Below are 23,983 nucleotides of genomic sequence, written 5' to 3'. Positions count from 1 at the left end.
CCGCTGCCATGGCGCGCCGCGCGGGGCGTCAGGCGGCAGCGGTGGTTTAGCCGCCGCGCAAGATCGGGCAACAAAAGCTCACATTTCTTTACAAATCAAGGTACTAAATTACCAACCTGCTGTTTTGTAGTTGGGCTATAGTTTGTCGCGACAAGAACAAGGGGACAGCATTGAAGACGCCACCGCGCAGCACCGCCGACCTCCATGCCGGGGCCGCCCGCCGTCGCGGCGTGGCGGCACTGGCACTGCTATCACTGATGTGGACCGGCGTGCCCGTGCGGGCCGAGCCGCTGCAAGTGCTGCACTGGTGGACCTCGACCGGCGAGCGCCGCGCGGCCGACGTGCTGGTGGCGCGCCTGGCGCAGGAAGGCGTCGAGTGGCGCGACGCGGGTATCGCGGGCGGCGCCGGCGTCGGCGCGGGCAAGGTGCTGAAGAGCCGCGTGCTGGCCGGCAATTCGCCGGAAGTCATGCAGCTGATCGGCTACACCCTGGGCGAGTGGAGCGACCTGGGCCTGCTGCTGCAGCTCGACAGCGTTGCCGCCAGCAACAACTGGCGCGCGACCATGTATCCCACCGTGTGGGGCCTGCTGCAGAACCGCGGCCATACGATGGGCGTGCCGGCCGGCATCCACCGCATCAATACCCTGTTTTACAACCGCAGGATATTCCAGCGCCTGGGCCTGGCCGTGCCGCGCAGCTGGAGCGACTTCGAGCGCGTGGCCGCCACGCTGCGCCAGGCCGGCATCACGCCGCTGGCGCAAAGCAGCGAGGCGTGGCAAGTGGCCACCCTGTTCGAGACGCTGGTGCTGGCCGAATCGGGACCTGCCTACTACCGCGCCCTGTTTGTCGACAAGAAAGCCGAGGCGTATGCGGACCCCCGCCTGCGGCACGCCTTGCAGCGCTTGAGGTCGCTCAAGCAATGGATGGCGGCGCCGCTGCGCGAACAGAGCTGGCCCGAGATGGCACGCCAGGTGGGTGATGGCGAGGCGGCCATGTACATCATGGGCGACTGGGCGAAGGGCGAGCTGAACGCCTGGGGCCGCGCCACGGACGAGGTCTTCGGCTGCGCCGCAGCGCCCGACACGGGCGACTACCACCTGTACAGCATCGATACGCTGGCCATGTTCGCTTCGGACTACACGCACCAGGGCGCGCAGGAAAAGCTGGCGCAGGTGGTCGCTTCGCCGTCCGTGCAGCTCGAGTACAGCCAGGTGAAGGGTTCGATTCCCGCCTTGCGCCAGGCCGACCTGTCGCGCCTGGACAGCTGTGGGCGCGCTTCGGCGCAGGCGTTCGCGCGCGGCGCCGCCTTCCAGGCGCCCAGCCTCGTGCACCGCATGGCCACCGATGAAACCAGCAAGGACGCCATCATCGCCGAGGTGCACCGCTATTTCCTGGACGAGACGATCAGCGCGGCCGACGCCCAGCGCCGCATCGGCAGCATGTTGCAGGCGCTGAATAAAAAAGGACGAGACCATGTCACGCAAAATCCTGGTCGTTGACGACGATCAAAAGACCCGCATGCTGCTGAAGGCCTACCTGGAAAAGAACCAGTACGAGGTGGGACTGGCGCACGATGGCGCCACCTTCCTGGCCGAATTCCATCGCCACGTCGATAGCCTGTCGCTGGTGATCCTCGACGTGATGCTGCCCGACACGGACGGCTTTGCCCTGTGCAAGGTGGTGCGCGCCCGCTCGAACGTGCCCATCATCATGCTGACGGCCAGCTCCGACGAGACGGACAGGGTGGTGGGCCTGGAGCTGGGCGCCGACGATTACATCGCCAAGCCCTACAGTCCGCGTGAATTGCTGGCGCGCATCAAGGCCATCCACCGCCGCACGGGCATCGACGCGGCCGCGCCGCCCCGCTTTTACCGCTTCGTGGGGTTCACGCTCGACACGCTGGAACGCACGGTGACGGATGCCGATGGCGAGGCGCTGCAGCTGACGGGCCTCGATTTCCAGCTGCTGCGCTACTTTGTCGAACATCCGGGCGATATCCTCGACCGCAGCGTGCTGTGCGAACAGACGCGGGGGCGCGACGCGGGGCCGCTCGACCGCTCGCTCGACGTGCAGGTGAGCCGGCTGCGCCTGCGCCTGAAGGATGATGGCAAGCAACCCGTGCTGATCAAGACGGTGCGCGGTGCCGGTTATGTGTTTTCGGCCGACGTGAGCAGTGCGCATGCCTGAGCGGGGCGCGCGCCGTCTGCTCGAGCGCCTGCTGCCGCCATCGCTGCTGGGCCGCCTGTCCGTCGTGATGGTGGCCGGTGTGCTGGCCACGCAACTGGTGGGTAACCTGATCTGGGCCGCGCAGCTGCGCCGCGACTCGGCGGTGGAGGCGCGCATGGCGTCGCAGCACCTGGCCCGCAGCGCCGCCAGCACCATCCGTTTCTTCCTCAGCCTGCCGGCCAACTACCGCCCCATCCTGATTCAGCAATTTCGCGAGATGGGCGGCACGCGCTTCTTTGTCAACGTCAACCAGGGGCCGCTGGCCATTCGCGAAATCGCACCGCACGCGCTGGCCGATACGGTGGTGGCCACGGTGGGCGCGGCGCTGAAGAGCGACTTGCCGCAGCTGGCCGGCTACCGCGTGGGCTTCGCCTGGCCGAGCGACCTGGTGGTGGCCGACAGCGGTGCGCACATCGGCGACTTGCCGGAAAACTGGGTCCAGCATATCTTGCTGCTGAAACCGAATCCCGCGCCCGTCCTCGTGATCCAGGCCGAGCTGGAGCCGGGCAACTGGCTGTACCTGGCGGCACTGATGCCCAACCCGTATTTCTTGCAAAGCAGTAATCCGTGGACCCTGGACCGGGTGCTGCTGCAGGCATTGTCGCTGGCGGCCGTGCTGCTGCTGTCCATCCTCGTCGTGCGCTGGACCACGCGGCCGCTGGCGGCCCTGTCGGATGCGGCCGAAGCGTTTGGCCGCGGCGAGACGCCGCCGCCCCTGCCGCAGACGGGCAGCCGCGAGTTCGTGCAGACGGCGCGCGCCTTCAGCGGCATGCGCGAACGCATCCAGCGCTATCTGGAAGACCGCGAACGGCTGTTCGTCTCGATTTCGCACGACTTGCGCACGCCCATCACGCGTTTGAAACTGCGCACGGAACTGCTCGACGACGATGTGCAGCGCAATGAATTCCACGACGACCTCGACGAGCTGGACATGATGGTCAAGGGGGCGCTGCAATGCGTGAAGGATAGCGACATCCATGAAAACGCCACCGAGGTGCGCCTGGATCCTTTGCTGCAGCGCATGGTGCGCGGGACCCAGCTGGCTGGCCACGAGGTGCATTACGCGGAGACGGGCTTGAGCGTGAAGGCCAAGCCCCTGGCCCTGAAGCGCGCCATCGGGAATCTGCTCGACAATGCCCTGTTTTATGGCAAGACGGCCCACCTGTCCGCGTGCCGTGAAGGAGGGCATATCGTCATCCGCATCCGCGACGACGGCCCCGGCGTGGCCGAAGAGGCGTTCGCCAGCCTGTTCCAGCCGTATGTGCGCCTGGAGCATGGCCGCGAGCAGAATGCGCATGGCATGGGGCTGGGGCTCGGCATTGCGCGCAGCATCGTCCAGGCCCACGGCGGCGAGCTGACCCTGGCCAACCACCGCGACGGCGGCCTGGAAGCGACCATCCGCCTGCCGGCCCAGTGAGGCGCCGGCGGCAGCGTCAGGCCAGCAGCGCGCTGGGCACGCGGGGCGAGGACATCAGGTCGCGGAAGGCGGCCCAATGGGCGGCACGCGTCGCGCCCTGGCGCTCGACATAGGCTTTCGCCATGTCCTGGCCCAGGTTGTAATTGATGACGTACGCGCCCATGGCATCGTAGAACTGCAGGCGCTGCGCGGATTTTTCGGCCGGATACAGGCGCACGTTGACCAGCCATTCCAGCGCTTCTTCGCGCGTGATGCCGCCTTCGAGGTACTGGCGCGCGATGTCGTTGTCGGCGTAGCCGAGTCTGGCCAGCAGCTGGTTCAGTTGCGCGTAGCGGGGCGCCAGCTTTGGCTCGAGGCCGGCCAGCGGGTACAGCACCTGCTGTTCGAAGTCCAGCCGTTCTTCATCCGTGAAACTCAGTTCGATGCCGTAATTGGCCGTGCCTTCGGCGATCAAGGATTGCGGCGAATACAGGGGATAGATGCAGTATTCCATCCAGCCCTTGCCGCGCACCAGGTCGCGTTCGAGCAGCACGTTGTAGACGTGGTGGCCCGGATACGCTTCGTGGCAACCGAGGTCGACGGCGCGATCGATATACACGGGCAAGTCCGTATTGATCTGGATCACGCTCTGGTAGTTGCCCTTGTACCAGTTGTAGCCGCTCCAGGGCTTGTCGGTGACGAATTCCAATATAAAATCTTCGCCTTCGGGCAGGGCGATGTACTGCAAGGTGCGCTCGCGGCCCGCGCGGATGGCCGCCTCCATGACGGCGCGCAGCTTGTCGGCGGGAATGACGAGTTGCGCGCGCAAGGCATTCACGCGTGCGCTGACCGTGCCGCCGCCGGGCAGCAGGGCGTCGATCTGCGCCACCAGTGCTTGGTAGTACGCGCGGCTGTGATGGGGCGAGACGGCGTCGTACAGGCGCGCGCTTTCCGTATCGAAATCGAGGCGCGATCCCTGCAGCATGTCCGCCTTGGCCAGCACGGCCTGCAATTGCTTGCGCAGGTTGACTGCGCGTAAGGAGGCGTCACCAGTCAGGAGGGCCAGTGCGTCCTGCGCGGCAGCCTGGATATCGCTCAGACCCTGTTGCCGCTCTGCCGCTTCCTGTTGCCAGGCGGGCGGGCCGTAATAGGCGTCGACATACGACGCATCATGCTGGCCCATGGCCAGGACCAGCTTGACGTAGCGTTCGGCCACGTCGGCAAGGGGAGGGGAGTTGCTGTCGTTGTTCGTCATGGCGGCAGGGTTTTTCGCGGTTGGGCAGCGCTTATTGTATAGCGCAATGGCATGCGCGTGAGGCGTGTACGCGTCACATCATTTCTCTACAGTAACTGGGGAAACGCATCTTGATATACATCAGTGATCCCGGCATTCGGCCCCTGCGTCATGCGGTTTCGCCGCAAGATGGCGTGGTCTTCTTTTTTATGCAACCACGTGACTTTCTCCTTGATCTTCCTTCGTTTATGGACGAATATGGTGGTCGAGATCCGGCACTATCTGACGTCATCGGGCAGGGATTTATACACGGAATGGCTGAAACGCCAGCGCGATACTACGGCCAGGGTGGCCATAGCCCGGCGCGTGCTGCGTATGATTCCCGGCAATTTTGGCGACCACAAGTTCTGCCATGACGGCGTGTGGGAGTTACGGATCGATGTGGGAGCCGGTTACCGTATCTATTACGCCATTGCCGGGGAGCAGATCATTTTATTGCTGTGCGGAGGCGACAAGCGCACGCAGCCGAAAGATATCGAATACGCCTGTGCCTGCTGGCACGACTGGAAGGAGAGAGGACATGAAAGAGGAACTAAGCAAACCACCGAGAGACCGCTCACATGACGAGGCGATGGCTGAACTGTACCGCGACGATCCCGATCTCGCCCTCGAATTGATCAACAATATCCTCGTCGATGGCGACCACGGCGAACTGCTGGCCGTGCTGCGCCAGCTGACGCGCGCCTTTGGCGGCGTGCCGGCCGTGGCGCAGGCGGCCAAGCTCAATCCCACTCAGCTGTACCGTACCCTGTCGCCCGATGGTAATCCCTCGCTGAGCACCTTGACGGCCATCCTCGATGCCATGGGCTTGCGGCTGGCCGTGGAACCCAGGCAGCCCGAACGTCCATTTCCCGCGCCGGCCGCCTGAGTCCACCGCGTGCGCTTAAAACTCCACGGGCCGGGCCTCGCGCATGGCTTGTGTCATGGCCAGGCCGATGCGCGTCGCTTCCGTCGCGTCGTGCAAGGTCAATGACAAGGTGCGCCGGCCCAGCGCCGCATCCGTGAACTCCTGCGCCTCGATCAGGAAGGCGTCGGCGAAGCGGGCATAGAAGTCCGGCGTGCACTCGTTGCGCACGCCGTGCGCATCCGAAATTTCCACGCGGTTCAGGCGCGGATTGCTGCCCACAGCCAGGCGGCCGCCCGTGCCGAACACTTCCGTCAGGGTTTCGTGGCCATGCGCCATGGTGCGCGACGCCATGAAGCTGGCCATGCTGCCGTCGCTGAACTCGACCGTCGCCAGGCCGTTGTCGACGTCACCGAAGGCCTGCAAGCCCGTGTGGATGGCGTTGGTGCCGCTCGCATACACGCGCTTGGGCACGGGATTGCCCAGCAGCCAGCGCGCCAGGTCGATATCGTGCACGCTGCAATCGAGGAAGATGCCGCCGCTGGTGGGGGCGAAGCGCATGAAGGCGCCGCTGGGGTCGTTCTGGTCGCAGGTTTGCGAACGCACCAGATACGGCTTGCCGATGCGCCCTAGTGCGATCTTTTGCTGGGCGTCATGATAGCTGGCGTCGAAACGCCGCACGAAGCCGATCATGATGGTCAGCTGCGGGTGGCGCGCCGCTTCCGCTTCCACCTTCAGGCAGTCGGCCAGGTCCAGCGATAGCGGTTTTTCGCAAAACACATGCTTGCCGGCGCGCAAGGCGGCGATGATCTGGTCCGCATGCAGCGAGGTGGGCGTGACGAGGAAGACGGCGTCCAGGCCGGGATGGGCCAGCAGCGTATCGTAATCGGCATAGCCGGTAGTGATACCGAGCTGGCTGGCGGCCCAGTCCAGTTCAGCCGGCACGGGGCTGCAGGCGGCCACGACTTCGGCGTTGGGCACGCGCTGCGCCAGGTTGATGGCATGGCGCTGGCCCAGCCTGCCCAGGCCGACGATGCCGACTTTTAATGTTGGGGATGACATGTGGTCTCCAGATAGCTTTATTATTGGTTTATACAGTGACCACGCGCTGTTCGCGCCACGACAGTGTCGCCGCCTCGGCCAGTTCCAGTGCCTTCAAGCCATCGTGGACGGTGGTGCGCAGCGGCGTGCCGTGGGTGAGGGCGTCAAAGAAATGCGCCATTTCCTGCGCGTAAGCATGGCGATAACGTTCCAGGAAGAAATCTTCCGGCTTGTCCACGCTGACGTTCACCGAGCCATAGGCCGTCACTTCCGTCGGCTTGTGGTTGCCCGCCTGCAGCATGCCGGCGCTGCCCAGCACTTCGAAGCGCTGGTCGTAGCCGTAGGCGGCGCGGCGCGAGGCATTGATCTGGCACAAGCGTCCCTTGGCCGTGCGGATGGTGACGACGGCCGTATCGAGGTCGCCCGCCGCGCCGATGGCAGGATCGACGAGGCAGCTGCCCGTGGCGTGCACGCTGACGGCTTCATCGTCGAGTATCCAGCGGAAGATGTCGAAATCGTGGATCAGCATATCCTTGAAGATGCCGCCCGACACCTTGATGTAGCTCACGGGTGGCGGACCGGGATCGCGGCTGGTGACGACCAGCAATTCCGGCGTACCGATTTCGCCCGCTTCAATCCGTGTCTTGACGGCATTGAAGGTGGGATCGTAGCGGCGCTGGAAGCCCAGCATGCACAGCACCTTGGCTTCCTTGACGGCGGCGGCGCAGGCGCGTGCCCGGTCGAGGGTCAGATCGACGGGTTTTTCGCAAAAGATGGCCTTGCCGGCGGCGGCCGAGCGCAGGATCAGGTCCGCGTGGGTGTCCGTGCTCGAGGCGATGACGACGGCCTTGATGGCCGGGTCGGCCAGCGCCGCTTCCACGGTGGCGCTGCTGCCGCCATGCAGGCCGGCCAGCGCGGCCGCCGCTTCCTGGTTGACGTCGACCACGTACTTGAACTGTACGCCGGGCTGGGCAGCCAGGTTGGCCGCGTGGATTTTGCCGATGCGTCCGGCGCCGAACAACGCTACTTCAATCATCATGTTCTCCTGGGGTGTGGATTTCTTCGATGTCGAGCTCTAATTTGTATGCCAGCGCGATGAACAGCGCCTGGCACAGGCAGATGGTGCTGGTCAGCGAGCGGAAGGCGAAGGCACTGCCCTCGGTGACGGTGAGCAGCGCGTCGGCGGCACGCGCGAGCGGCGCCAGTTTGCTGTCGGTAATCACGAGGACCTTGGCGCCCTTGTCCTGCGCCGCCTTGATGCACTGCTGGGTTTCCTTGCCGTAAGGCGAGAAACTGATGGCGATCGCCACATCGCGTTCGCGCACGCTGCGCATCTGTTCGCGGTGCATGCCGCCCAGTCCGCTGATCAGGTGCACGCGCTTGTCCGTGTGTTCCAGCGCGTAGGCGATGTAGGAGGCGATCGGAAAGGACCGGCGCACGCCGATCACATAGATGTTTTCAGCCTTGAGCAGCAGGTTGACGGCCGCTTCCAGTTGCACGTCGTCGAGCCCGGCGGCCAGATCGTCGAGGCCGGCGCGGCTGGCGCCGACGAATTCGCGCGTCAGGTCGCCCGCGCTGAGGGCCGCGTCGCGCGTGGAGATGAGCTTGCGGATGCGCTGCTGGTAGTCGGGCGTGGCGCCGGCCTGGTCCGTGTACGCCTGGCGGAACACATCTTGCATTTCGGAAAAGCCCGTGTAGCCGAAGCGCTGCGCGAAACGCACGATGGCCGACGGCTGCACGTCGCAGGCGGCGGCGATGTCGCTGATGCGCTCGAGCATCAGGCTGGCGCGGTGCTTTTCGATGTATTGCGCGATGACTTTCAACTGGCGCGACAGGTTGTCGTACTCGGCGGCAATGTGCTGCATCAGCTGTTCGATGGGGGCGGTGGCTGCCATGATTTTTTCCTCGGTGTGCTTGCTGGGCCGCGATGACGTATCAATTCCGTGCGGCTGGTTCTGGCGAGAATTATAGGAGGGAATCCTAAAAATAGAAACGAATTTCTATTTAAATTTATTTTGAAAATTTTATTGCATTTGTCTTTTTTGTGGCCTAAGCTGTGCGCAGTGCATCGGTTCGCGTGCCGCAAGGCCAGGCCGGTGACACCCTTCATAAAAGCTCGCAACTATAAAAATTAATCCGTCTAGGAGACATTCATGCATAGCAATAAAAGCAAGGGTTTGATGAAGTGCCTGGCCATCGCCAGCCTGGGCCTGAGCCTGGGATTGAGCACGGGCGCCAGCCATGCTGCCGGCGAGAAATTCGTCATGGTCAGCCATGCGCCGGACTCCGATTCCTGGTGGAACACCATCAAGAACGCCATCAAGCAAGCGGGCGAGGACTTCAATGTGTCCGTCGACTACCGCAATCCGCCGAATGGCGACCTGGCCGACATGGCGCGCCTGATCGAGCAATCGGCCGCGCGCAATTACGATGGCTTGATCGCCGACATCGCCGACTTCAGCGTGCTGCAAAAGCCGCTGGGCACGGTCGTGGCGAAGAAAATCATGCTCGTGACCATCAATTCGGGCACCCTGGCGCAAAGCGAACAGTTGAAAGCCATCATGCACGTGGGCCAGCCCGAGTATGACGCGGGCCTGGGCGCCGGCAAGCGGGCCAAGGAAGCGGGCATCAAATCGTTCGTGTGCGTGAATCACTATGCGATGAATGCATCGTCGTTCGAACGCTGCCGCGGTTTTGCCGATGCGCTCGGCGTCGATTTCAAAGCGTCCACGCTCGACACCAATGGCGTCGACCCTGGCGTGATCGAGAGCAAGGTCAGCGCCTATCTGCGCAGCAATCCGAAGACCCAGGCCGTGCTGGCGCTGGGACCGGATTCGGCGCCGGCCGCCATGCGCGCCGTCGAGAAGCTGGGCCTGAAAGGCAAGATGTACTTCGCCAGCTTCGACTTGTCGGAAGAAATCGCCAAGGGCATCAAGGATGGCAGCATCCAGTTCGCCATCGACCAGCAGCCCTACCTGCAAGGCTACATTCCCGTCGCCGTGATGGCCATCATGAAACAGCAAAAAATCACGGACCTGGCCAAGGTCAAGGAAATCCTGATCGCCAATCCGAAATATCAGGCGCGCCTGGCGGAATACGGCCTGACGCCCATCTACGGCCCGCGCCACATCAGCTCCGGCCCCGGTTTCGTGACCAAGGAAAACATCGCCAAGGTCGAAAAGTACGCCGGCCAATACCGCTAAGCCACCCAGTCGCCACCAGGAGTTGCCCAGCGCCGCACCGCCTCCCGCGGGCGGCGCATGGGAGCAACACGCCTGGCGCCAGCGATGCCGGCAGGAAAGTAATCGGAATTGGTAACAAGTATCACTGAAAGGACTTCGTATGACTGCGCTCAAATCCAGCCTGGCTAGCCCCGGCAAGTATCCTCCTCCGCCTCCCGGCGCCTCCAGCAAGCCAGTTGCCGCCGCCGACGAGCGTGTGGGCACGACCAGCTGGGTCAAACGGTTTTTCGGCCGCCCCGAGTTCGCCTCGATTTCCGGCGCGGTGCTCGTGTTTGCCTTCTTCGTCATCACGGCCGGCGATTCCGGCATGTTCAACCTCGATGGCGTCGTCAACTGGATGCAAGTGGCGTCCTACCTGGGCATCATCGCCATCGGCGCCTGCCTGTTGATGATCGCCGGTGAATTCGACCTGTCGATCGGCTCCATGATCGGCTTTGCCGGCATGATGATCGCCATCCCGACGATTTATTTCCACTGGCCATTGTGGGCCTCGATCCTGTTCGCCTTCGCCGGTTCCATGGCGCTGGGCTGGCTCAACGGCTACATCGTCATCAAGACGCGCTTGCCATCGTTCATCGTCACCCTGGCATTCCTGTTCATCCTGCGCGGCCTGACCCTGGCTCTGTCGATCATGTTCGCCAACCGCACCATCGTCAGCGGCGTGGGCGATCTGGCGGCGCAGGACTGGCTGGCCAGCCTGCTGTTCCACGGCAACGTCGCCACCGGCCTGTTCCAGTGGCTGGGCGCGCATGGCTGGATCGCCGTGCTCGACGACGGCTCGCCGCTGGTGAAAGGCGTGCCGAAAGTCATCGCCTGGTGGCTGGTGCTGGCCGCCGGCGCCGCATTCGTATTGTCGCGTACCCGCTTCGGCAACTGGATGTTTGCCGTCGGCGGCGACGCCAACGCGGCCAAGAATGTAGGCGTGCCGGTGCGCAAGGTAAAGATTTCCCTGTTCGTCTTCACGGCCTTCTGCGCCTGCCTGTTTGCCACCTTGCAAGTATGCGACGTGGGTTCGGCCGCCGCCGACCGGGGCATGCAAAAGGAATTCGAAGCCATCATCGCGGCCGTCATCGGCGGCGCCTTGCTGACGGGCGGCTACGGTTCCGTCGTCGGCGCCTGCTTCGGCGCGCTGATCTTCGGTGTGGTGCAGATCGGCATCACTTATACCAACATCAATTCGGACTGGTTCCGCGTATTCCTCGGCGTGATGCTGCTGATCGCGGTGCTGTTCAATAACTTTGTACGCTCACGCGTCACGGAAGCGAGATAAATCATGAGCGAATATATTCTTGCCCTGGAAAATGTCAGCAAGCGCTTCGGCTCCGTGCTGGCCTTGCAAAACATCACCATGCGGTTGCGCGAGGGGAGGTTCATTGTTTGCTGGGCGACAACGGCGCCGGCAAGTCGACTTTGATCAAAACCCTGGCCGGCGTGCACAAGCCCACCGATGGTCAATACCTGGTCGATGGCAAGCCCGTCGTCTTCAATTCGCCCAGCGAAGCGCTGGACATGGGCGTGGCCACCGTCTACCAGGACCTGGCGCTGGTGCCGCTGCTGTCCGTGGCGCGCAATTTCTTCATGGGCCGCGAGCCGATGAAAAAGCTGCTGGGCCTGGTTCCCGTGATGGATATCGACTATGCGGCCGACACGGCGCGCGACAAGCTGGCCGAGATGGGCATCATGGTGCGCGACCCGCATCAGGCCATCGGCACCATGTCGGGCGGCGAAAAGCAGTGCCTGGCCATCGCCCGCGCCATCCACTTCGGCGCGCGCGTGCTGATCCTCGATGAACCGACGGCTGCCCTGGGCGTGAAACAATCGTTCAATGTACTGAAACTGATTTACAAGGCGCGCGAGCGGGGCATTTCCGTGATCTTTATTACGCATAATGTGCACCATGCGTATCCGGTGGGCGACTCATTCACGTTGTTGAACCGGGGCAAGTCGCTGGGCACCTTCACCAAGGAGACGGTGAGCAAGGATGCCTTGCTGGACATGATGGCGGGCGGTGCGGAAATGCAAACGCTGATGAGTGAACTCGACGGTGTCACGATTTAAGGATAGCCATGAATAATTCCACACAATTTGCCCAGGGGCGGGCGCTGGACGTGATCTGCCTGGGCCGCCTGGCGGTGGACCTGTACGCCCAGCAGATCGGCAGCCCCTGGAAGACGCGACGAGCTTTGCCAAGTACCTGGGCGGCTCGTCGGCGAACATCGCCTTCGGCACGGCCCGGCTGGGCTTGAAATCGGCCATGCTGTCGAAGGTGGGTGACGACCACATGGGCCGTTTCTTGACGGAGACCTTGGCGCAGGAGGGCTGCGACGTCAGCCATGTGGGCATCGACCGCGACCGCCTGACGGCGCTGGTGATGCTCGGCATCAAGGACAAGCACACCTTCCCGCTGATTTTTTACCGTGAAAATTGCGCCGACATGGCCATCGACGCATCGTCGGTGGATGCGGCTTTCATTGCGTCGAGCAAAGCCTTATTAATCACCGGCACGCATTTCTCGACTAGCGCCATGCACGCCGTCAGCACGCAGGCATTGCAGCTGGCGCGCGCCAATAATGTGCGCACCGTGCTCGACATCGATTACCGGCCCGTGCTGTGGGGCTTGTCCGGCAAGGCGGACGGCGAAACGCGTTTCGTCTCGAACGAAGGCGTGACCCGCCACTTGCAGGCCATCCTGCCGCAGTTCGACCTGATCGTCGGCACGGAAGAGGAATTCATGATCGCCGGCGGCGGCTTTGATATCATGGCGTCCCTGCGCGCCGTGCGGGCCGCCACCCTGGCCACCCTCGTCGTCAAGCGCGGGCCGCTGGGCAGCGCCATCATCGACAACGTGGTGCCCGCCAGTTTGGATGACGCGTATAACTACCGCGGCGTGCGCGTGGAAGTCTTGAACGTGCTCGGCGCGGGCGACGCTTTTCTGTCCGGTTTCCTGAAGGGCTGGCTGCGCGGCGAGGATTACGAGGCGTGCTGCCGCTACGCGAACGGCTGCGGCGCCCTGGTCGTGTCGCGCCACGGCTGCGCACCGGCCATGCCGTCGCCCGTCGAGCTCGACTATTTCCTGGCCAATGCGGCCAAACTGACGCAGCCGGACCAGGACGCCACCTTGTCGCGCCTGCATCGCACGACGGTGGCGCGCCCGCAGTGGAACGAGCTGTGCGTGTTCGCGTTCGACCACCGTACGCAATTCTTTGAGCTGGCGCAACAAACCGGCGCGCCCGAAGCGGCCATTGCGGCCTTGAAGCAATTGATGGTGCAAGCCGTGGCGCAGACGGAAACGGCCTTGCAACTGGCCGGCAAGACGGGCGTGCTGATCGATGGCCGCTATGGCGTCGATGCGCTCAACGATGCGACGGGGCGCGGCTGGTGGATAGGCCGTCCCGTGGAATTGCCGGGATCGAACCCGCTGCAATTCGACTGGGGCCGCTCCATCGGTTCACACCTGCTCAGCTGGCCGAAGGAACACGTGATCAAGTGCCTGGTGCAGCTGCACCCGGACGATGCCGTGGAAAACCGCCTGGAGCAGGAAGCGCAGATCAAGGCCCTGTACGACGCGGCGCAAGTGAGCGGTCACGAACTGTTGCTCGAAGTCATACCGTCGGAAGCCTTGCCGCACAGTGAAGACACGGTCTTGCGCGCCGTCAAGCGCCTGTACAACCTCGGCATCTACCCGGAATGGTGGAAGCTGGAAAGCATGTCGGCCCAGCAATGGCAAGCCATCGATGCCCTCGTGAACGAGCGCGATCCGTATTGCCGTGGCGTGGTGCTGCTGGGCCTGAACGCGCCCATCGCCGCCCTGGCCGACAGTTTTGAGCAAGCCAGTGCCAGCAGCACCTGCAAGGGTTTCATGGTGGGCCGCACCATCTTCCAGGAACCGAGCCGCCGCTGGCTGGCCGGCGAACTCGATGATGCGGGCCTGATCGCCGCCGTGCGCGCCAATTTCGAACAGCTGATCAGCTTGTGGCAGCGCACGCGCAACCGCCTGGAGCGTGCGGCATGACCACCACCACGATCCGTTTGACCATGGCGCAGGCCTTGATCCGCTACCTGTCCGTGCTGCGCACCGAGGACGGCGAACCTTTGTTCGGCGGCGCCTTCGCCATCTTTGGCCACGGCAACGTGGCCGGCATGGGCGAGGCGCTGTACCAGTACCGCGAGCAATTTCCCACCTACCGCGCCCATAACGAACAGGCGATGGCGCACTCGGCCATCGCCTACGCGAAAGCGCACATGCGCCGGCGCATGATGGCGGTGACCACTTCCATCGGTCCCGGCGCCACCAACCTGCTGACGGCCGCCGCGCTGGCGCACGTCAACCGTTTGCCCGTGCTCTTGCTGCCCGGCGACGTGTTCGTCTCGCGCGCGCCGGACCCCGTCTTGCAGCAGCTGGAAGACGGCACGGACGGCAGCGTCTCCGTCAACGATGCCTTCAAACCGCTGTCGCGCTATTTCGACCGCATCGTCTATCCGGAGCAATTGCTCACGGCCTTGCCGCGCGCCATTGCCGCCTTGACGGACCCGGCCGCCTGCGGCCCCGTGACTTTGTCCCTGCCGCAAGACGTGCAGACGATGGCGTATGACTATCCTGCCGACTTTTTCGAACCGAGAGTCGTGCGTTTCCGTGCCGTGCCGCCCGTCGAGCAGGAGCTGGAAGAGGCGGCCGCCTTGCTGAAAAACGCGAAGCAGCCGCTGATCGTCGCCGGCGGCGGCGTGCTGTACGGCCAGGCCGGCGCCGCCCTGCGGACGTTTGCCGAACGGCACGGCATTCCCGTGGCGGAAACCCAGGCCGGCAAGAGCAGCTTGCCCTGGGACCACCCCTTGCAGCTGGGCGCCATCGGCGTCACCGGTTCGCCCGCCGCGAATGCGCTGGCGGCGGACGCGGACGTGGTGCTGGCCGTCGGCACGCGCCTGCAGGATTTCACGACAGGATCGAACTCCCTGTTTGCGCAGGCGCAACTGCTCAGCCTGAACGTCAACAGCTTTGATGCGCTGAAACGCCGGGGCCTGGGTGTACAGGCGGACGCGACGCTTGGCTTGCAGGGACTGTCGCGGCGGCTGGATGGCTGGCACAGCGCGGGCCAGTGGCAGGAGCGGGCGCAGCAGGAAGCGCATGCCTGGCGCGCCACCTTGCTGGCGATCACCGGCAAGCGGGAAGTGGCCGGCTTACCGTACGACGGCGAAGTCATCGGCGCCGTGCAGCGCTCTTCACTTGACTCCACCACCCGCGACATCGTCGTCTGCGCGGCAGGGACTCTGCCGGCCGAGCTGCACAAGCTGTGGCGGACAAGCACGCCGGGCGGCTACCACATGGAATACGGCTATTCGTGCATGGGCTATGAAATCGCCGGCGGCCTCGGCGTCAAGATGGCCAAGCCTGACTCGGAAGTCATCGTCATGGTGGGCGACGGCAGCTATCTGATGATGAATTCGGAAATCGCCACCTCCGTGATGCTCGACAAAAAGCTCATCATCGTCGTGCTCGACAACCGGGGCTATGGCTGCATCAACCGCCTGCAGCAGGCCTGCGGCAATGCCTCGTTCAACAATATGTTGCCCGACAGCGCCCCCGCATCGACTTCGCCCTGCATGCGCAATCCCTGGGCGCGCTGTCCGAACATGTGGGCTCGATTGCCGAACTGGAACAGGCCATGCTGCGCGCCCGTGCCGCTGCGCGCACGTATTTGATCTGTATCGACACGGACGACACGCGCACGACGCAGGAGGGCGGCTGCTGGTGGGAAGTGGCCGTGCCCGAGGTCTCCACCCAGCCCGGCGTGCAGCTTGCCCGTGCCCGTTATGAAAACGATCGCCTGAAACAAAGGAATTGAAAATGACTACCTGGAATGTACGTATCGGCATCAACCCGATCTCGTGGATGAACGACGATTTACCGAGCCTGGGCGGCGAAACGCCCCTGGAAACGGCCCTGAAGGAAGGCGCCGAGATCGGCTATGTGGGTTTTGAACTGGGCAACAAGTTTCCGAAAGATGCCCCGTCCCTGAACGCCGTGCTGGGCAAATATGGCCTGGCGTGCGTTTCCGGCTGGTATTCGGGCCGCCTGGCCCATCGGTCTGTGGAAGAAGAGATCGCCTCCGTCGCATCGCATTTGCGCTTGCTTGCCGACAGCGGCGCCACCGTCATGGTGTATGGCGAAGTGGCCGACGCCATCCAGGGCGAAGCGCGTCCCTTGTATAAACGCCCTCGCTTCCAGTCGCAGCAGCAATGGCAGGACTACGCCGACAAACTGACGGCGTTTGCCGCCCACCTGCTGGCGCACGGCGTGCGCCTGGCCTATCACCACCACATGGGCGCCTACGTGGAAACGCCGGCCGACGTGGACCAACTGATGGCCTTGACGGGTCCCGAGGTCGGCTTGCTGTTCGACACGGGTCACATCACCTTCGCCGGCGGCGATGCCTTGGCGGTGTTAAATAAACATATCGACAGGATTTGCCACGTGCATTGCAAGGACGTGCGCCCGAATGTGGTGAAACTGGCCCGCAACGGCCACTGGAGTTTTTTGCAGGCGGTGATCAATGGCGCCTTCAGCGTGCCGGGCGACGGCAGCATCGACTTCCCGGCCATCCTGACGCGCTTGTATCTGCACGGCTACGAGGGCTGGCTGGTGGTGGAGGCGGAGCAGGACCCGGCCGTCGCGCCCAGCTACGCATACGCGAAGATGGGCCACGATTACCTGGCGCGCCTGGTTGACGCGATCCCCCGACTGGGCCGGGAGGCGGCATGAGCCCGCTGCTGGTCAAAGCAAAGTCCGGTTCCACCATCGTCGAGGTGACACCGGCGTCGGCCGGCTGGACGCACGTGGGCTTTGCTGCCCACCGCCTGGCGGCCGGCGAGGTCTTGACGCTGGAGACTGGCCGCCGCGAACTGTGCCTCGTCGTGCTGACGGGCACGGTCACGGTGCGGGCGGGCGAGCAGACCTGGGAAGCGATCGGCAAGCGCGCCAGCGTCTTCGAGGACGTCTCGCCCTACGCCGTGTATGTGCCGCTGGAAACCACGGTGCGTATCACGGCCGTGAGCGCCGCCGAGGTGGCCCTGTGCAGCGCCCCGGCCACGACTAAGCGCCCGGCGCGCCTGATCGAACCGGCCAGCATGACGCGCTCCGTGCGCGGCCAGGGCGCCAACACGCGTTATGTGTGCGACATCCTGCCGCAGACGGAAGCAGCGGACGGCTTGCTGGTGGTGGAAGTCGTCACGCCGTCCGGCCACTCGTCGAGCTATCCGCCGCACAAGCACGACAGCGACAATATTCCAACCGAAAGTTCGCTGGAAGAAACCTATTACCACCGGCTGAACCCGGAGCAGGGTTTTGCGTATCAACGGGTCTACACGGATGACCGCTCCATCGACGAAGCCATGGCCGTGGAAAACCACGACGTGGTGATGGTGCCGCGCGGCTACCACCCCGTCACCGTGCCGTATGGCTATGACGGCTATTACCTGAACGTGATGGCCGGCCCGAAACGCGTGTGGCATTTTAAAAACGACCCGGCCCATGACTGGCTGATGCCTACCAAATAACAAGGATTCAAGATGACAACGCAACAGATCGGCCACTTTATTGGTGGCAACCCGATGGCTTCGCGCTCGGAGCGCACGAGCGACGTGTTCAACCCCGCCACGGGCGCCGTGACGGCCAAGGTGGCGCTGGCCACCCCTGCCGAACTGAACGCGGCCGTGGCCGCCGCCCATGCAGCGTTTCCCGCCTGGTCGCAAACCTCGCCGCTGCGCCGCGCCCGCGTCATGTTCAAGTTCAAGGAGTTGCTGGAAGAACATTCCGACCAGCTGGCGGCCCTGATCACGGCCGAGCACGGCAAAGTCTTCACGGATGCGAAAGGGGAAGTGACGCGCGGCATCGAAGTGGTGGAGTTTGCCTGCGGCATCCCGCAGATGATGAAGGGAGAGTATTCGGAGCAGGTGGCCGGCGGCATCGATGCCTGGTCGATCCGCCAGGCACTGGGCGTCTGTGTCGGCATCACGCCGTTCAACTTTCCCGTGATGGTGCCGATGTGGATGTTCCCGATGGCCATTGCCTGCGGCAATACGTTTGTATTAAAACCGTCGGAACGCGACCCGTCGGCCAGCCTGCTGCTGGCCCAGCTGCTGACGGACGCGGGCTTGCCCGACGGCGTCTTCAATGTGGTGCAGGGCGACAAGGAAGCCGTCGACGGCTTGCTGCACCACCCGGACGTGCGCGCCGTCAGCTTCGTCGGTTCCACGCCGATTGCCGAATATATCTATGCGACGGGCTGCGCGCAGGGCAAGCGCGTGCAGGCGCTCGGTGGCGCGAAGAATCACATGGTCGTCATGCCCGACGCGGATATCCCGCAGACGGTCGATGCCCTGATGGGCGCGGCCTTCGGCTCGGCTGGCGAGCGCTGCATGGCCATTTCCGTCGTCGTGGCGGTCGGCAATGTGGCGGATCAATTGGTGGAAGCGCTGGTGCCGCGTATCGCGGCGTTAAAGATCACGCAGGGCATGGACCTGTCGGCCGAGATGGGTCCCGTAGTGACGCAGGTGCACAAGGACAAGATCGCCGGCTATATCGCGCAAGGTGTGGAAGAGGGCGCCAAGCTGGTGGCCGATGGGCGCGGCTTCGTCCTGCCCGGCCATGAGCGCGGCTTTTCCTCGGCGGCAGCCTGTTCGACCACGTCACGCCCGAGATGACGATCTATAAGGAAGAAATCTTCGGCCCCGTGCTGTGCATCGTGCGCGTGCCCGATTTTGCCACCGCGCTGGACCTGGTCAATGCGCATGAATACGGCAACGGCACGGCCATCTACACGCGCGACGGCAACACGGCGCGCGAATACACGCACCGGGTGCAGGTGGGCATGGTCGGCGTCAATGTGCCGATCCCCGTGCCGATGGCCTTCCACAGCTTCGGCGGCTGGAAGCGCAGCCTGTTCGGCGACCACCATGCGCACGGCCCGGAATCGGTGCGTTTCTACACGAAGCAGAAGGCGGTGACGCAGCGCTGGCCGGCCTCGACGGCGGCCGGGGCCGAGTTTGCCATGCCGACCCTGAAGTAAAATCCTCTGTAAAACCGGCTGGTTCGCTTCTTGCTTACTGCAATGGTTGTGTTTAGCCATTGCAGATCGCTCCCATGACGTCCAGCCGTACCCAGCCTTTGCGCATCGTCGTCGTCAACACTATTGTCGAGCACGGCGTGCACGAGAATGCGGCCTTGGCTGCCCAGGTGCAGCGCGGCAATGCCTTGCGCATCGGCTTGCTGGAATCGGGCTACGACATCGTCGCCTCCCTCCCAGCCGACCTCTACCTTCCCGAGCGTATCGCGCAGTTGCAGCCTGATCTCATCATCATTGACGCCGAATCGGATGCGCGCGACGTGCTCGAACACATCGTCATCGCCACGCGCGACGAGCGCCGCCCCATCGTGCTGTTTACGGAAGACGGCGCCACGGCCAGCATCGACGCGGCCATGGCGGCCGGCGTGTCCGCCTACATCGTGGCCGGCTTGCATGCCGAGCGCATTCAACCTGTGCTCAACGTGGCGCTGGCGCGCTTCCGCCAGGAAGAAAAATTGCGCGCCGAATTGCACGACACGCGGCACAAGCTGCTTGAACGCAAGGTGATCGAGCGGGCCAAGGGCCTGCTGATGACGCATCACGGCTTGACGGAAGAGCAGGCTTACCAGCGCTTGCGCAGCATGGCCATGAACAAGAAACTCAAGCTGGCGGAAATTGCCCAGCGCATCCTCGACGTGGAGGACTTGCTGGGATGAATGGCGCATTTCCTGACACATGCTGGTGCAATGCACCATCGCGGTGCGTTTTCAGCCGCCACGAACCGGGCATGCACGGGCACGCTCCTTGCTGCTGGAGGTGCATGGCCTTGTCCACGGCGGCGCGGCAAAACAGTATTTATCAGCAAGGAACGGTATGACACAGCAAGCGGGCACCAATGCCCACGTGATGCGCCCCCTGCATCCGGAAAAACACACGATACGCATCGGCTACCTGCCGCTGACCGATTGCGCCTCGCTGGTGATGGCGTCGAAGCTGGGCCTCGATGAGAAACACGGCATCAAGATCGAACTGAGCCGGGAGATGTCGTGGGCCGGCGTGCGCGACAAACTGAACAGTGGCGAACTCGACGCGGCCCACGTGCTGTATGGCCTCGTGTATGGCGTGCAGATGGGCATCGGCGGGCAGCAGCGCGACATGGCCGTATTGATGAATCTCAATCACAGCGGCCAGGCCGTCACCGTGTCGGCGGCGCTGGCGCGCGAGGGCGCCCACGATGGCGATTCGCTGGCGCGCCACATGCGGGCCTCGTCGCGGCCGTTTGCGTTTGCGCATACTTTCCCGACCGGCAACCACGCGATGCTGCTGCAATACTGGCTGGCCGCGCACGGCATCGATCCGCTGCGCGACGCGCGCGTGATGACGGTGCCGCCGTCGCAGATGGTGGCCGCCTTGCGCGCGGGCCAGATGGATGGCTTTTGCGCCGGCGAACCGTGGGGCTACAAGGCCATCGTCGATGGCGTGGGCGTGACGGCCGCCGCCAGCGGCGCCATCTGGCCCGACCATCCGGGCAAGGTGCTGGGCACCAGCGCCGCGTTTGCGCACGCGCATCCGAACAGCTGCCGCGCCCTGATCGCCGCCGTGCTCGAGGCGGGCCGCTGGATCGACGCCAGCGATGCCAACCGGCTGGCCATGGCGGCCACCCTGGCCGAGCCCGCCTATTTGAATACACCGCAGGAAACGCTGGCGCCGCGCATCCTCGGTCATTACCAGGATGGCCTGGGCAAGACGTGGGACGAGGCGCACGGCTTGACGTTCTACGGCGATGGCGCCGTGAATTTCCCGTATCTTTCCGACGGCATGTGGTTCATGACCCAGCACCGGCGCTGGGGCTTGCTGCGCGACGAACCCGATTACCTGACGGTGGCAAGGCAAGTCAACCGCATCGACCTGTACCGCCAGGCGGCGGAGATGACGGCCACGCCCGTGCCAAAGGCCCCCATGCGCAGCTCGATCCTGTGCGACGGCGTCGTGTGGGACGGCAGCGCGCCGGAAGCGTACGCGGCATCGTTTGCCATCGGCCATTTTTTCTGACTGGAGACTGCATCATGGCGCAATGTGGAAGCGTGACACTGGTCGGAGCCGGTCCCGGCGATCCGGACCTGCTGACGATCAAGGCAGTAAAAGCCATCGCGCGGGCCGACGTGGTGCTGATCGACGACCTCGTCAACCCGGCCATCCTCGCCCATGCGGCACAAGGCGTGCGCGTGGTCGAGGTGGGCAAGCGGGGCGGCTGCGCTTCCACGCCGCAAGCGTTCATCGAACGGCTCATGCTGGCCGAAGCGCGCGCCGGCCTGCACGTGGTGCGCCTGAAAGGGGGCGACCCGTATCTGTTCGGGCGCGGCGGCGAAGAGCGCGCTTATTTGCGCAGCCACGGCGTGGCCGTCGAGGTGATCCCCGGCATCAGCAGCGGCCTGGCCGCGCCGGCCAGCATCGGCGTGCCGCTGACGCACCGCGCCTGGAGCCAGGGCGCCATCTTCGTCACGGGCCACGGCAAAGACGGCGCGTCGGAGCCGAACTGGGCGGCATTGGCGCAAAGCAAGCTCACTCTCGTCATCTATATGGGCGTGGCCAGGGTGACGGCCATCCAGGCCGGCTTGCTGGCCGGCGGCATGGCGCCCGGCACGCCCGTGGCCGTGGTGCAATCGGCCAGCCTGCCGGTCCAGCGCCAGCTGCTGAGCACCTTGCATAGCTTGCCCGGCGACTTGCAGGCCAGCGGCCTGGGCAGTCCCAGCATCATCGTCGTGGGCGAAGTGGTGCGCTGTGCCGATGCCTGGGATGACCATGCTGCCTTGCAGGCCGCCTGCGTCTGAGCCTGTCAGCATCTAGCGGATCGGCAGGGCCACGGGGCGGATGGGCGCCGCGTCGCCGCCACGGAATTTCAGCGAGGCGCCGATGAAGGCGAACTGGTACACCTTGTCGCGTGACAAGGCTTCCAGGTCGACCAGTTCCAGGATCGGCGTTCCCTGCTGCGCCAGCAGATAGGTGTGCACGGGCAGGTAATTGTTCGCCACTTCGGACGGAAACGCCTCGAAACTGAGGTTGTCCGCGCCCACCACCATGGCGCCGCCATCTTCCACGAGGAATTTCGCCGCATCGAGCGACAGGCCGGGCGGATTGGCCATGTAGGCTTGCGCCTGCTCATAATGCTGCATGCGGCCCGTGCGTATCAGCACCACGTCGCCCTTTTCCAGCGTGACCTTCTGTTGCGCCAGCGCCGCGCGCAAGTCTTGCCGCGTCACCCGGTAATTGTCGGGCAGTTGTTTGAGTCCCTTGGCCACGGCCACGTCGATCAGCACGCCGCGCGCGACGATCGGCGGCAGCTTTTCCGCCCCCGTCACCGTCCAGCCCCGGTCGCCCAGGTGTTGCTCTTCCGTAAAGCCGTTCCAGATCTTGCCGTTCAGACCGAAATGGTTGAGGGCGTCGATATGCGTGCCCATGTGCGCATACATGGACACGGCCGAGCCCGTGTAACTGACGTGGCGGTTCATCTGTTCGCCCACCTGCATCGAGTCGGCCACCACGTTGCCCTTCGGCGTGTGCGTCATCCACATCTGGTAGGGCGGGTCGCCTGCCGCCTGCCAGCTGGGCATGCCGACATAGAAATCGACGGCCAGGTCATAGCTCTTGCCGCCGTCGATGCGCGCCAGGATGGCGGCACGCGAGGCTGGCGTCATCAGGTTCAGGCGGCCGATCTCGTCTTTCGGGCCCCAGGGGCTGATGCCCACTTCGGGCAGGGCGGCGGCTTGCGTCGTTCCTGCCAGCAGGGCCAGCAGCAGGGCAGTCAGGGTGGCGGATGGTTTGAACATGGGGTACTCCTTGCGTGACATGAATAAAGAAGCCGCCATCATATTGTTTTTTATTTCAATGATAATCAGCGATAAAATAATAAGATATTCAACTGCAAGGAAAGAATGATGGATGTCCTGGCGCATATGCGCGTGTTTCGCAAGGTGGTCGAGCGCGACAGCTTCAGCAAGGCGGCGCTGGACTTGCACCAGTCGGCGGCCGCCATCAGCAAGCAGGTGCGCCAGCTCGAAGCGCGCCTGGGCACGCTGCTGCTGGTGCGCACGACGCGACGCATGAGCCTGTCGGACGGCGGGCGTGCCTACTATCTCGAATGCTGCCGTCTGCTCGACGAGGTCGATGCGCTGGAACTGGCCACGCGCGGCTGCGCCGGCAAGGTGGCGGGGCGGCTGCGCGTGAATGCGCCGCTGTCGTTCGGCCTGAAGGTGCTGTCGCCCTTGCTGCCGGACTTCATGGCCCGTTATCCGGACGTCAAGATCGAGATGACCCTGGACGACCGCCTGCGCGACGTGGTGGGCGAGGGCTATGACGTATCGCTGCGCATCCGCGCCGCGCTGGCCGATTCGTCCCTGGTGGCGCGCCGTCTGGGCGACGTCGAGCAGATGATTTGCGCAGCGCCGGCCTACCTGGCGCGGCGCGGCACGCCGCGCCAGGCGCAGGACTTGCACGGCCACGATTGCCTCGCTTACCGCCTGGCCGACAGTCCCGGCGTCTGGCAGCTGGCCGGGCCGGAAGGGGCGAGCAGCATCGTCCTGCCCGTGCGCTTTTCCGCCGACAACAGCCTGCTGCTGGCCGATATGCTGGTGGCGGGCATCGGCGTGGGCGCCCTGCCGTCGTTCGTCGCCGCGCCGCTGCTGGCCAGCGGCGCCTGGTGCGCGTGCTGCCGTCGCACGGCATGGCCAGACGCGGCGTGTATGCCCTGATGCCCGATGGGCGCCACGTGCAGGAAAAGGTGCGCGCCTTTTGCGACTTCCTGGCCGGGGCGCTGCAGGGGGCCTAGGCGTGCGGTGTTTTCCGGTACAACCATCCTGCGCGCTTTTTTCTTCCACAAGCGCG

The 23,983-nt window shown here is 64.3% G+C and carries 18 protein-coding genes and 4 pseudogenes; 17 read left to right on the top strand and 5 right to left on the bottom strand.

Features of this window, described 5'->3' with window-relative positions:
* The first annotated feature begins 170 nt into the window (after window positions 1-170).
* Genes ACRHIG_RS22225 through ACRHIG_RS22215 form a run of 3 tightly spaced genes read left to right on the top strand, consistent with a single transcriptional unit; the run spans window position 171 to window position 3,643 of the window.
* Entirely contained in the window at window positions 171-1,499 is a 1,329-nt protein-coding gene (locus tag ACRHIG_RS22225) for an ABC transporter substrate-binding protein (RefSeq protein WP_489627927.1), read from the top strand.
* Entirely contained in the window at window positions 1,474-2,187 is a 714-nt protein-coding gene (locus ACRHIG_RS22220; protein ID WP_475416888.1) for a response regulator, read from the top strand. Before ACRHIG_RS22225 ends, ACRHIG_RS22220 begins: the two co-directional genes overlap by 26 nt.
* Entirely contained in the window at window positions 2,180-3,643 is a 1,464-nt protein-coding gene (locus ACRHIG_RS22215) for an ATP-binding protein (RefSeq protein WP_475416887.1), read from the top strand. The genes ACRHIG_RS22220 and ACRHIG_RS22215 overlap by 8 nt, the downstream gene beginning before the upstream one ends.
* Before the next feature lie 16 nt (window positions 3,644-3,659).
* Here ACRHIG_RS22215 and ACRHIG_RS22210 read toward each other — a convergent pair whose 3' ends face one another.
* Window positions 3,660-4,877 (bottom strand): hypothetical protein, encoded by a 1,218-nt coding sequence (locus tag ACRHIG_RS22210; protein WP_489627926.1) that lies wholly within the window; start codon window positions 4,875-4,877, stop codon window positions 3,660-3,662.
* Between the two features lie 237 nt (window positions 4,878-5,114).
* Between ACRHIG_RS22210 and ACRHIG_RS22205 the strand changes: the two genes are divergently transcribed.
* Window positions 5,115-5,480 carry a type II toxin-antitoxin system RelE/ParE family toxin gene (locus ACRHIG_RS22205; protein ID WP_489627925.1) on the top strand — a complete coding sequence of 122 codons (366 nt, stop codon included), beginning with the start codon at window positions 5,115-5,117 and terminating at the stop codon, window positions 5,478-5,480.
* Window positions 5,437-5,784: a helix-turn-helix domain-containing transcriptional regulator gene (locus ACRHIG_RS22200; RefSeq protein WP_489627924.1), complete on the top strand. Its 348-nt coding sequence runs from the start codon at window positions 5,437-5,439 to the stop codon at window positions 5,782-5,784. The genes ACRHIG_RS22205 and ACRHIG_RS22200 overlap by 44 nt, the downstream gene beginning before the upstream one ends.
* A gap of 15 nt (window positions 5,785-5,799) precedes the next feature.
* Here ACRHIG_RS22200 and ACRHIG_RS22195 read toward each other — a convergent pair whose 3' ends face one another.
* The 3 genes from ACRHIG_RS22195 to ACRHIG_RS22185 are packed head-to-tail and all read right to left on the bottom strand — an operon-like array spanning window position 5,800 to window position 8,696.
* Window positions 5,800-6,822, bottom strand: a complete 1,023-nt coding sequence (locus ACRHIG_RS22195) for a Gfo/Idh/MocA family oxidoreductase (protein ID WP_489627923.1) — start codon at window positions 6,820-6,822, stop codon at window positions 5,800-5,802.
* A 28-nt stretch (window positions 6,823-6,850) separates the two neighbouring features.
* On the bottom strand, window positions 6,851-7,837 hold the full coding sequence (iolG, locus tag ACRHIG_RS22190) for an inositol 2-dehydrogenase (RefSeq protein WP_475416935.1): 987 nt from the start codon (window positions 7,835-7,837) through the stop codon (window positions 6,851-6,853).
* Window positions 7,830-8,696 (bottom strand): MurR/RpiR family transcriptional regulator, encoded by an 867-nt coding sequence (locus ACRHIG_RS22185; protein WP_326457795.1) that lies wholly within the window; start codon window positions 8,694-8,696, stop codon window positions 7,830-7,832. The genes iolG and ACRHIG_RS22185 overlap by 8 nt, the downstream gene beginning before the upstream one ends.
* 258 nt (window positions 8,697-8,954) lie before the next feature.
* Here ACRHIG_RS22185 and ACRHIG_RS22180 point away from each other — a divergent pair, with 258 nt between their 5' ends.
* The 11 genes and pseudogenes from ACRHIG_RS22180 to cobA all read left to right on the top strand — a co-directional run bounded on the left by ACRHIG_RS22180 (window position 8,955) and on the right by cobA (window position 21,933).
* Window positions 8,955-10,004 (top strand): sugar ABC transporter substrate-binding protein, encoded by a 1,050-nt coding sequence (locus tag ACRHIG_RS22180; protein ID WP_070218091.1) that lies wholly within the window; start codon window positions 8,955-8,957, stop codon window positions 10,002-10,004.
* Window positions 10,005-10,143: 139 nt separating this feature from the next.
* A complete protein-coding gene (locus tag ACRHIG_RS22175; RefSeq protein ID WP_489627922.1) occupies window positions 10,144-11,313 on the top strand; it encodes an ABC transporter permease in 1,170 nt (389 codons plus the stop codon).
* Between the two features lie 3 nt (window positions 11,314-11,316).
* A pseudogene (locus tag ACRHIG_RS22170) lies at window positions 11,317-12,101 on the top strand (ATP-binding cassette domain-containing protein).
* Window positions 12,102-12,109: 8 nt separating this feature from the next.
* Window positions 12,110-14,055: pseudogene (locus ACRHIG_RS22165) on the top strand (bifunctional 5-dehydro-2-deoxygluconokinase/5-dehydro-2-deoxyphosphogluconate aldolase).
* Window positions 14,052-15,883 (top strand): annotated as a pseudogene (gene iolD / locus ACRHIG_RS22160) (3D-(3,5/4)-trihydroxycyclohexane-1,2-dione acylhydrolase (decyclizing)). The pseudogenes ACRHIG_RS22165 and iolD overlap by 4 nt, the downstream one beginning before the upstream one ends.
* 2 nt (window positions 15,884-15,885) lie before the next feature.
* Complete coding sequence (iolE, locus tag ACRHIG_RS22155; protein WP_489627921.1) at window positions 15,886-16,800, top strand: myo-inosose-2 dehydratase; 915 nt, start codon at window positions 15,886-15,888, stop codon at window positions 16,798-16,800.
* Window positions 16,797-17,594, top strand: a complete 798-nt coding sequence (gene iolB / locus ACRHIG_RS22150; RefSeq protein ID WP_489627920.1) for a 5-deoxy-glucuronate isomerase — start codon at window positions 16,797-16,799, stop codon at window positions 17,592-17,594. The genes iolE and iolB overlap by 4 nt, the downstream gene beginning before the upstream one ends.
* A gap of 12 nt (window positions 17,595-17,606) precedes the next feature.
* Window positions 17,607-19,105 (top strand): annotated as a pseudogene (locus ACRHIG_RS22145) (CoA-acylating methylmalonate-semialdehyde dehydrogenase).
* A 74-nt stretch (window positions 19,106-19,179) separates the two neighbouring features.
* On the top strand, window positions 19,180-19,818 hold the full coding sequence (locus ACRHIG_RS22140) for an ANTAR domain-containing response regulator (protein ID WP_475417857.1): 639 nt from the start codon (window positions 19,180-19,182) through the stop codon (window positions 19,816-19,818).
* A gap of 157 nt (window positions 19,819-19,975) precedes the next feature.
* Window positions 19,976-21,154: a CmpA/NrtA family ABC transporter substrate-binding protein gene (locus tag ACRHIG_RS22135; protein ID WP_489627919.1), complete on the top strand. Its 1,179-nt coding sequence runs from the start codon at window positions 19,976-19,978 to the stop codon at window positions 21,152-21,154.
* 14 nt (window positions 21,155-21,168) lie between these two features.
* Window positions 21,169-21,933: a uroporphyrinogen-III C-methyltransferase gene (cobA, locus tag ACRHIG_RS22130; protein ID WP_489627918.1), complete on the top strand. Its 765-nt coding sequence runs from the start codon at window positions 21,169-21,171 to the stop codon at window positions 21,931-21,933.
* A gap of 12 nt (window positions 21,934-21,945) precedes the next feature.
* Here the strand turns inward: cobA and ACRHIG_RS22125 are convergent, their stop codons facing one another.
* On the bottom strand, window positions 21,946-22,929 hold the full coding sequence (locus tag ACRHIG_RS22125; protein WP_489627917.1) for a cyclase family protein: 984 nt from the start codon (window positions 22,927-22,929) through the stop codon (window positions 21,946-21,948).
* A gap of 105 nt (window positions 22,930-23,034) precedes the next feature.
* On the opposite strand from ACRHIG_RS22125, the gene ACRHIG_RS22120 reads away from it, so the two are divergent.
* Entirely contained in the window at window positions 23,035-23,850 is an 816-nt protein-coding gene (locus ACRHIG_RS22120; RefSeq protein ID WP_489627916.1) for a LysR family transcriptional regulator, read from the top strand.
* The last annotated feature ends 133 nt before the right edge of the window (window positions 23,851-23,983 follow it).

The organism is Janthinobacterium sp. C22 (assembly GCF_057919405.1).
This window is presented reverse-complemented; position numbering and strand designations above follow the sequence as displayed.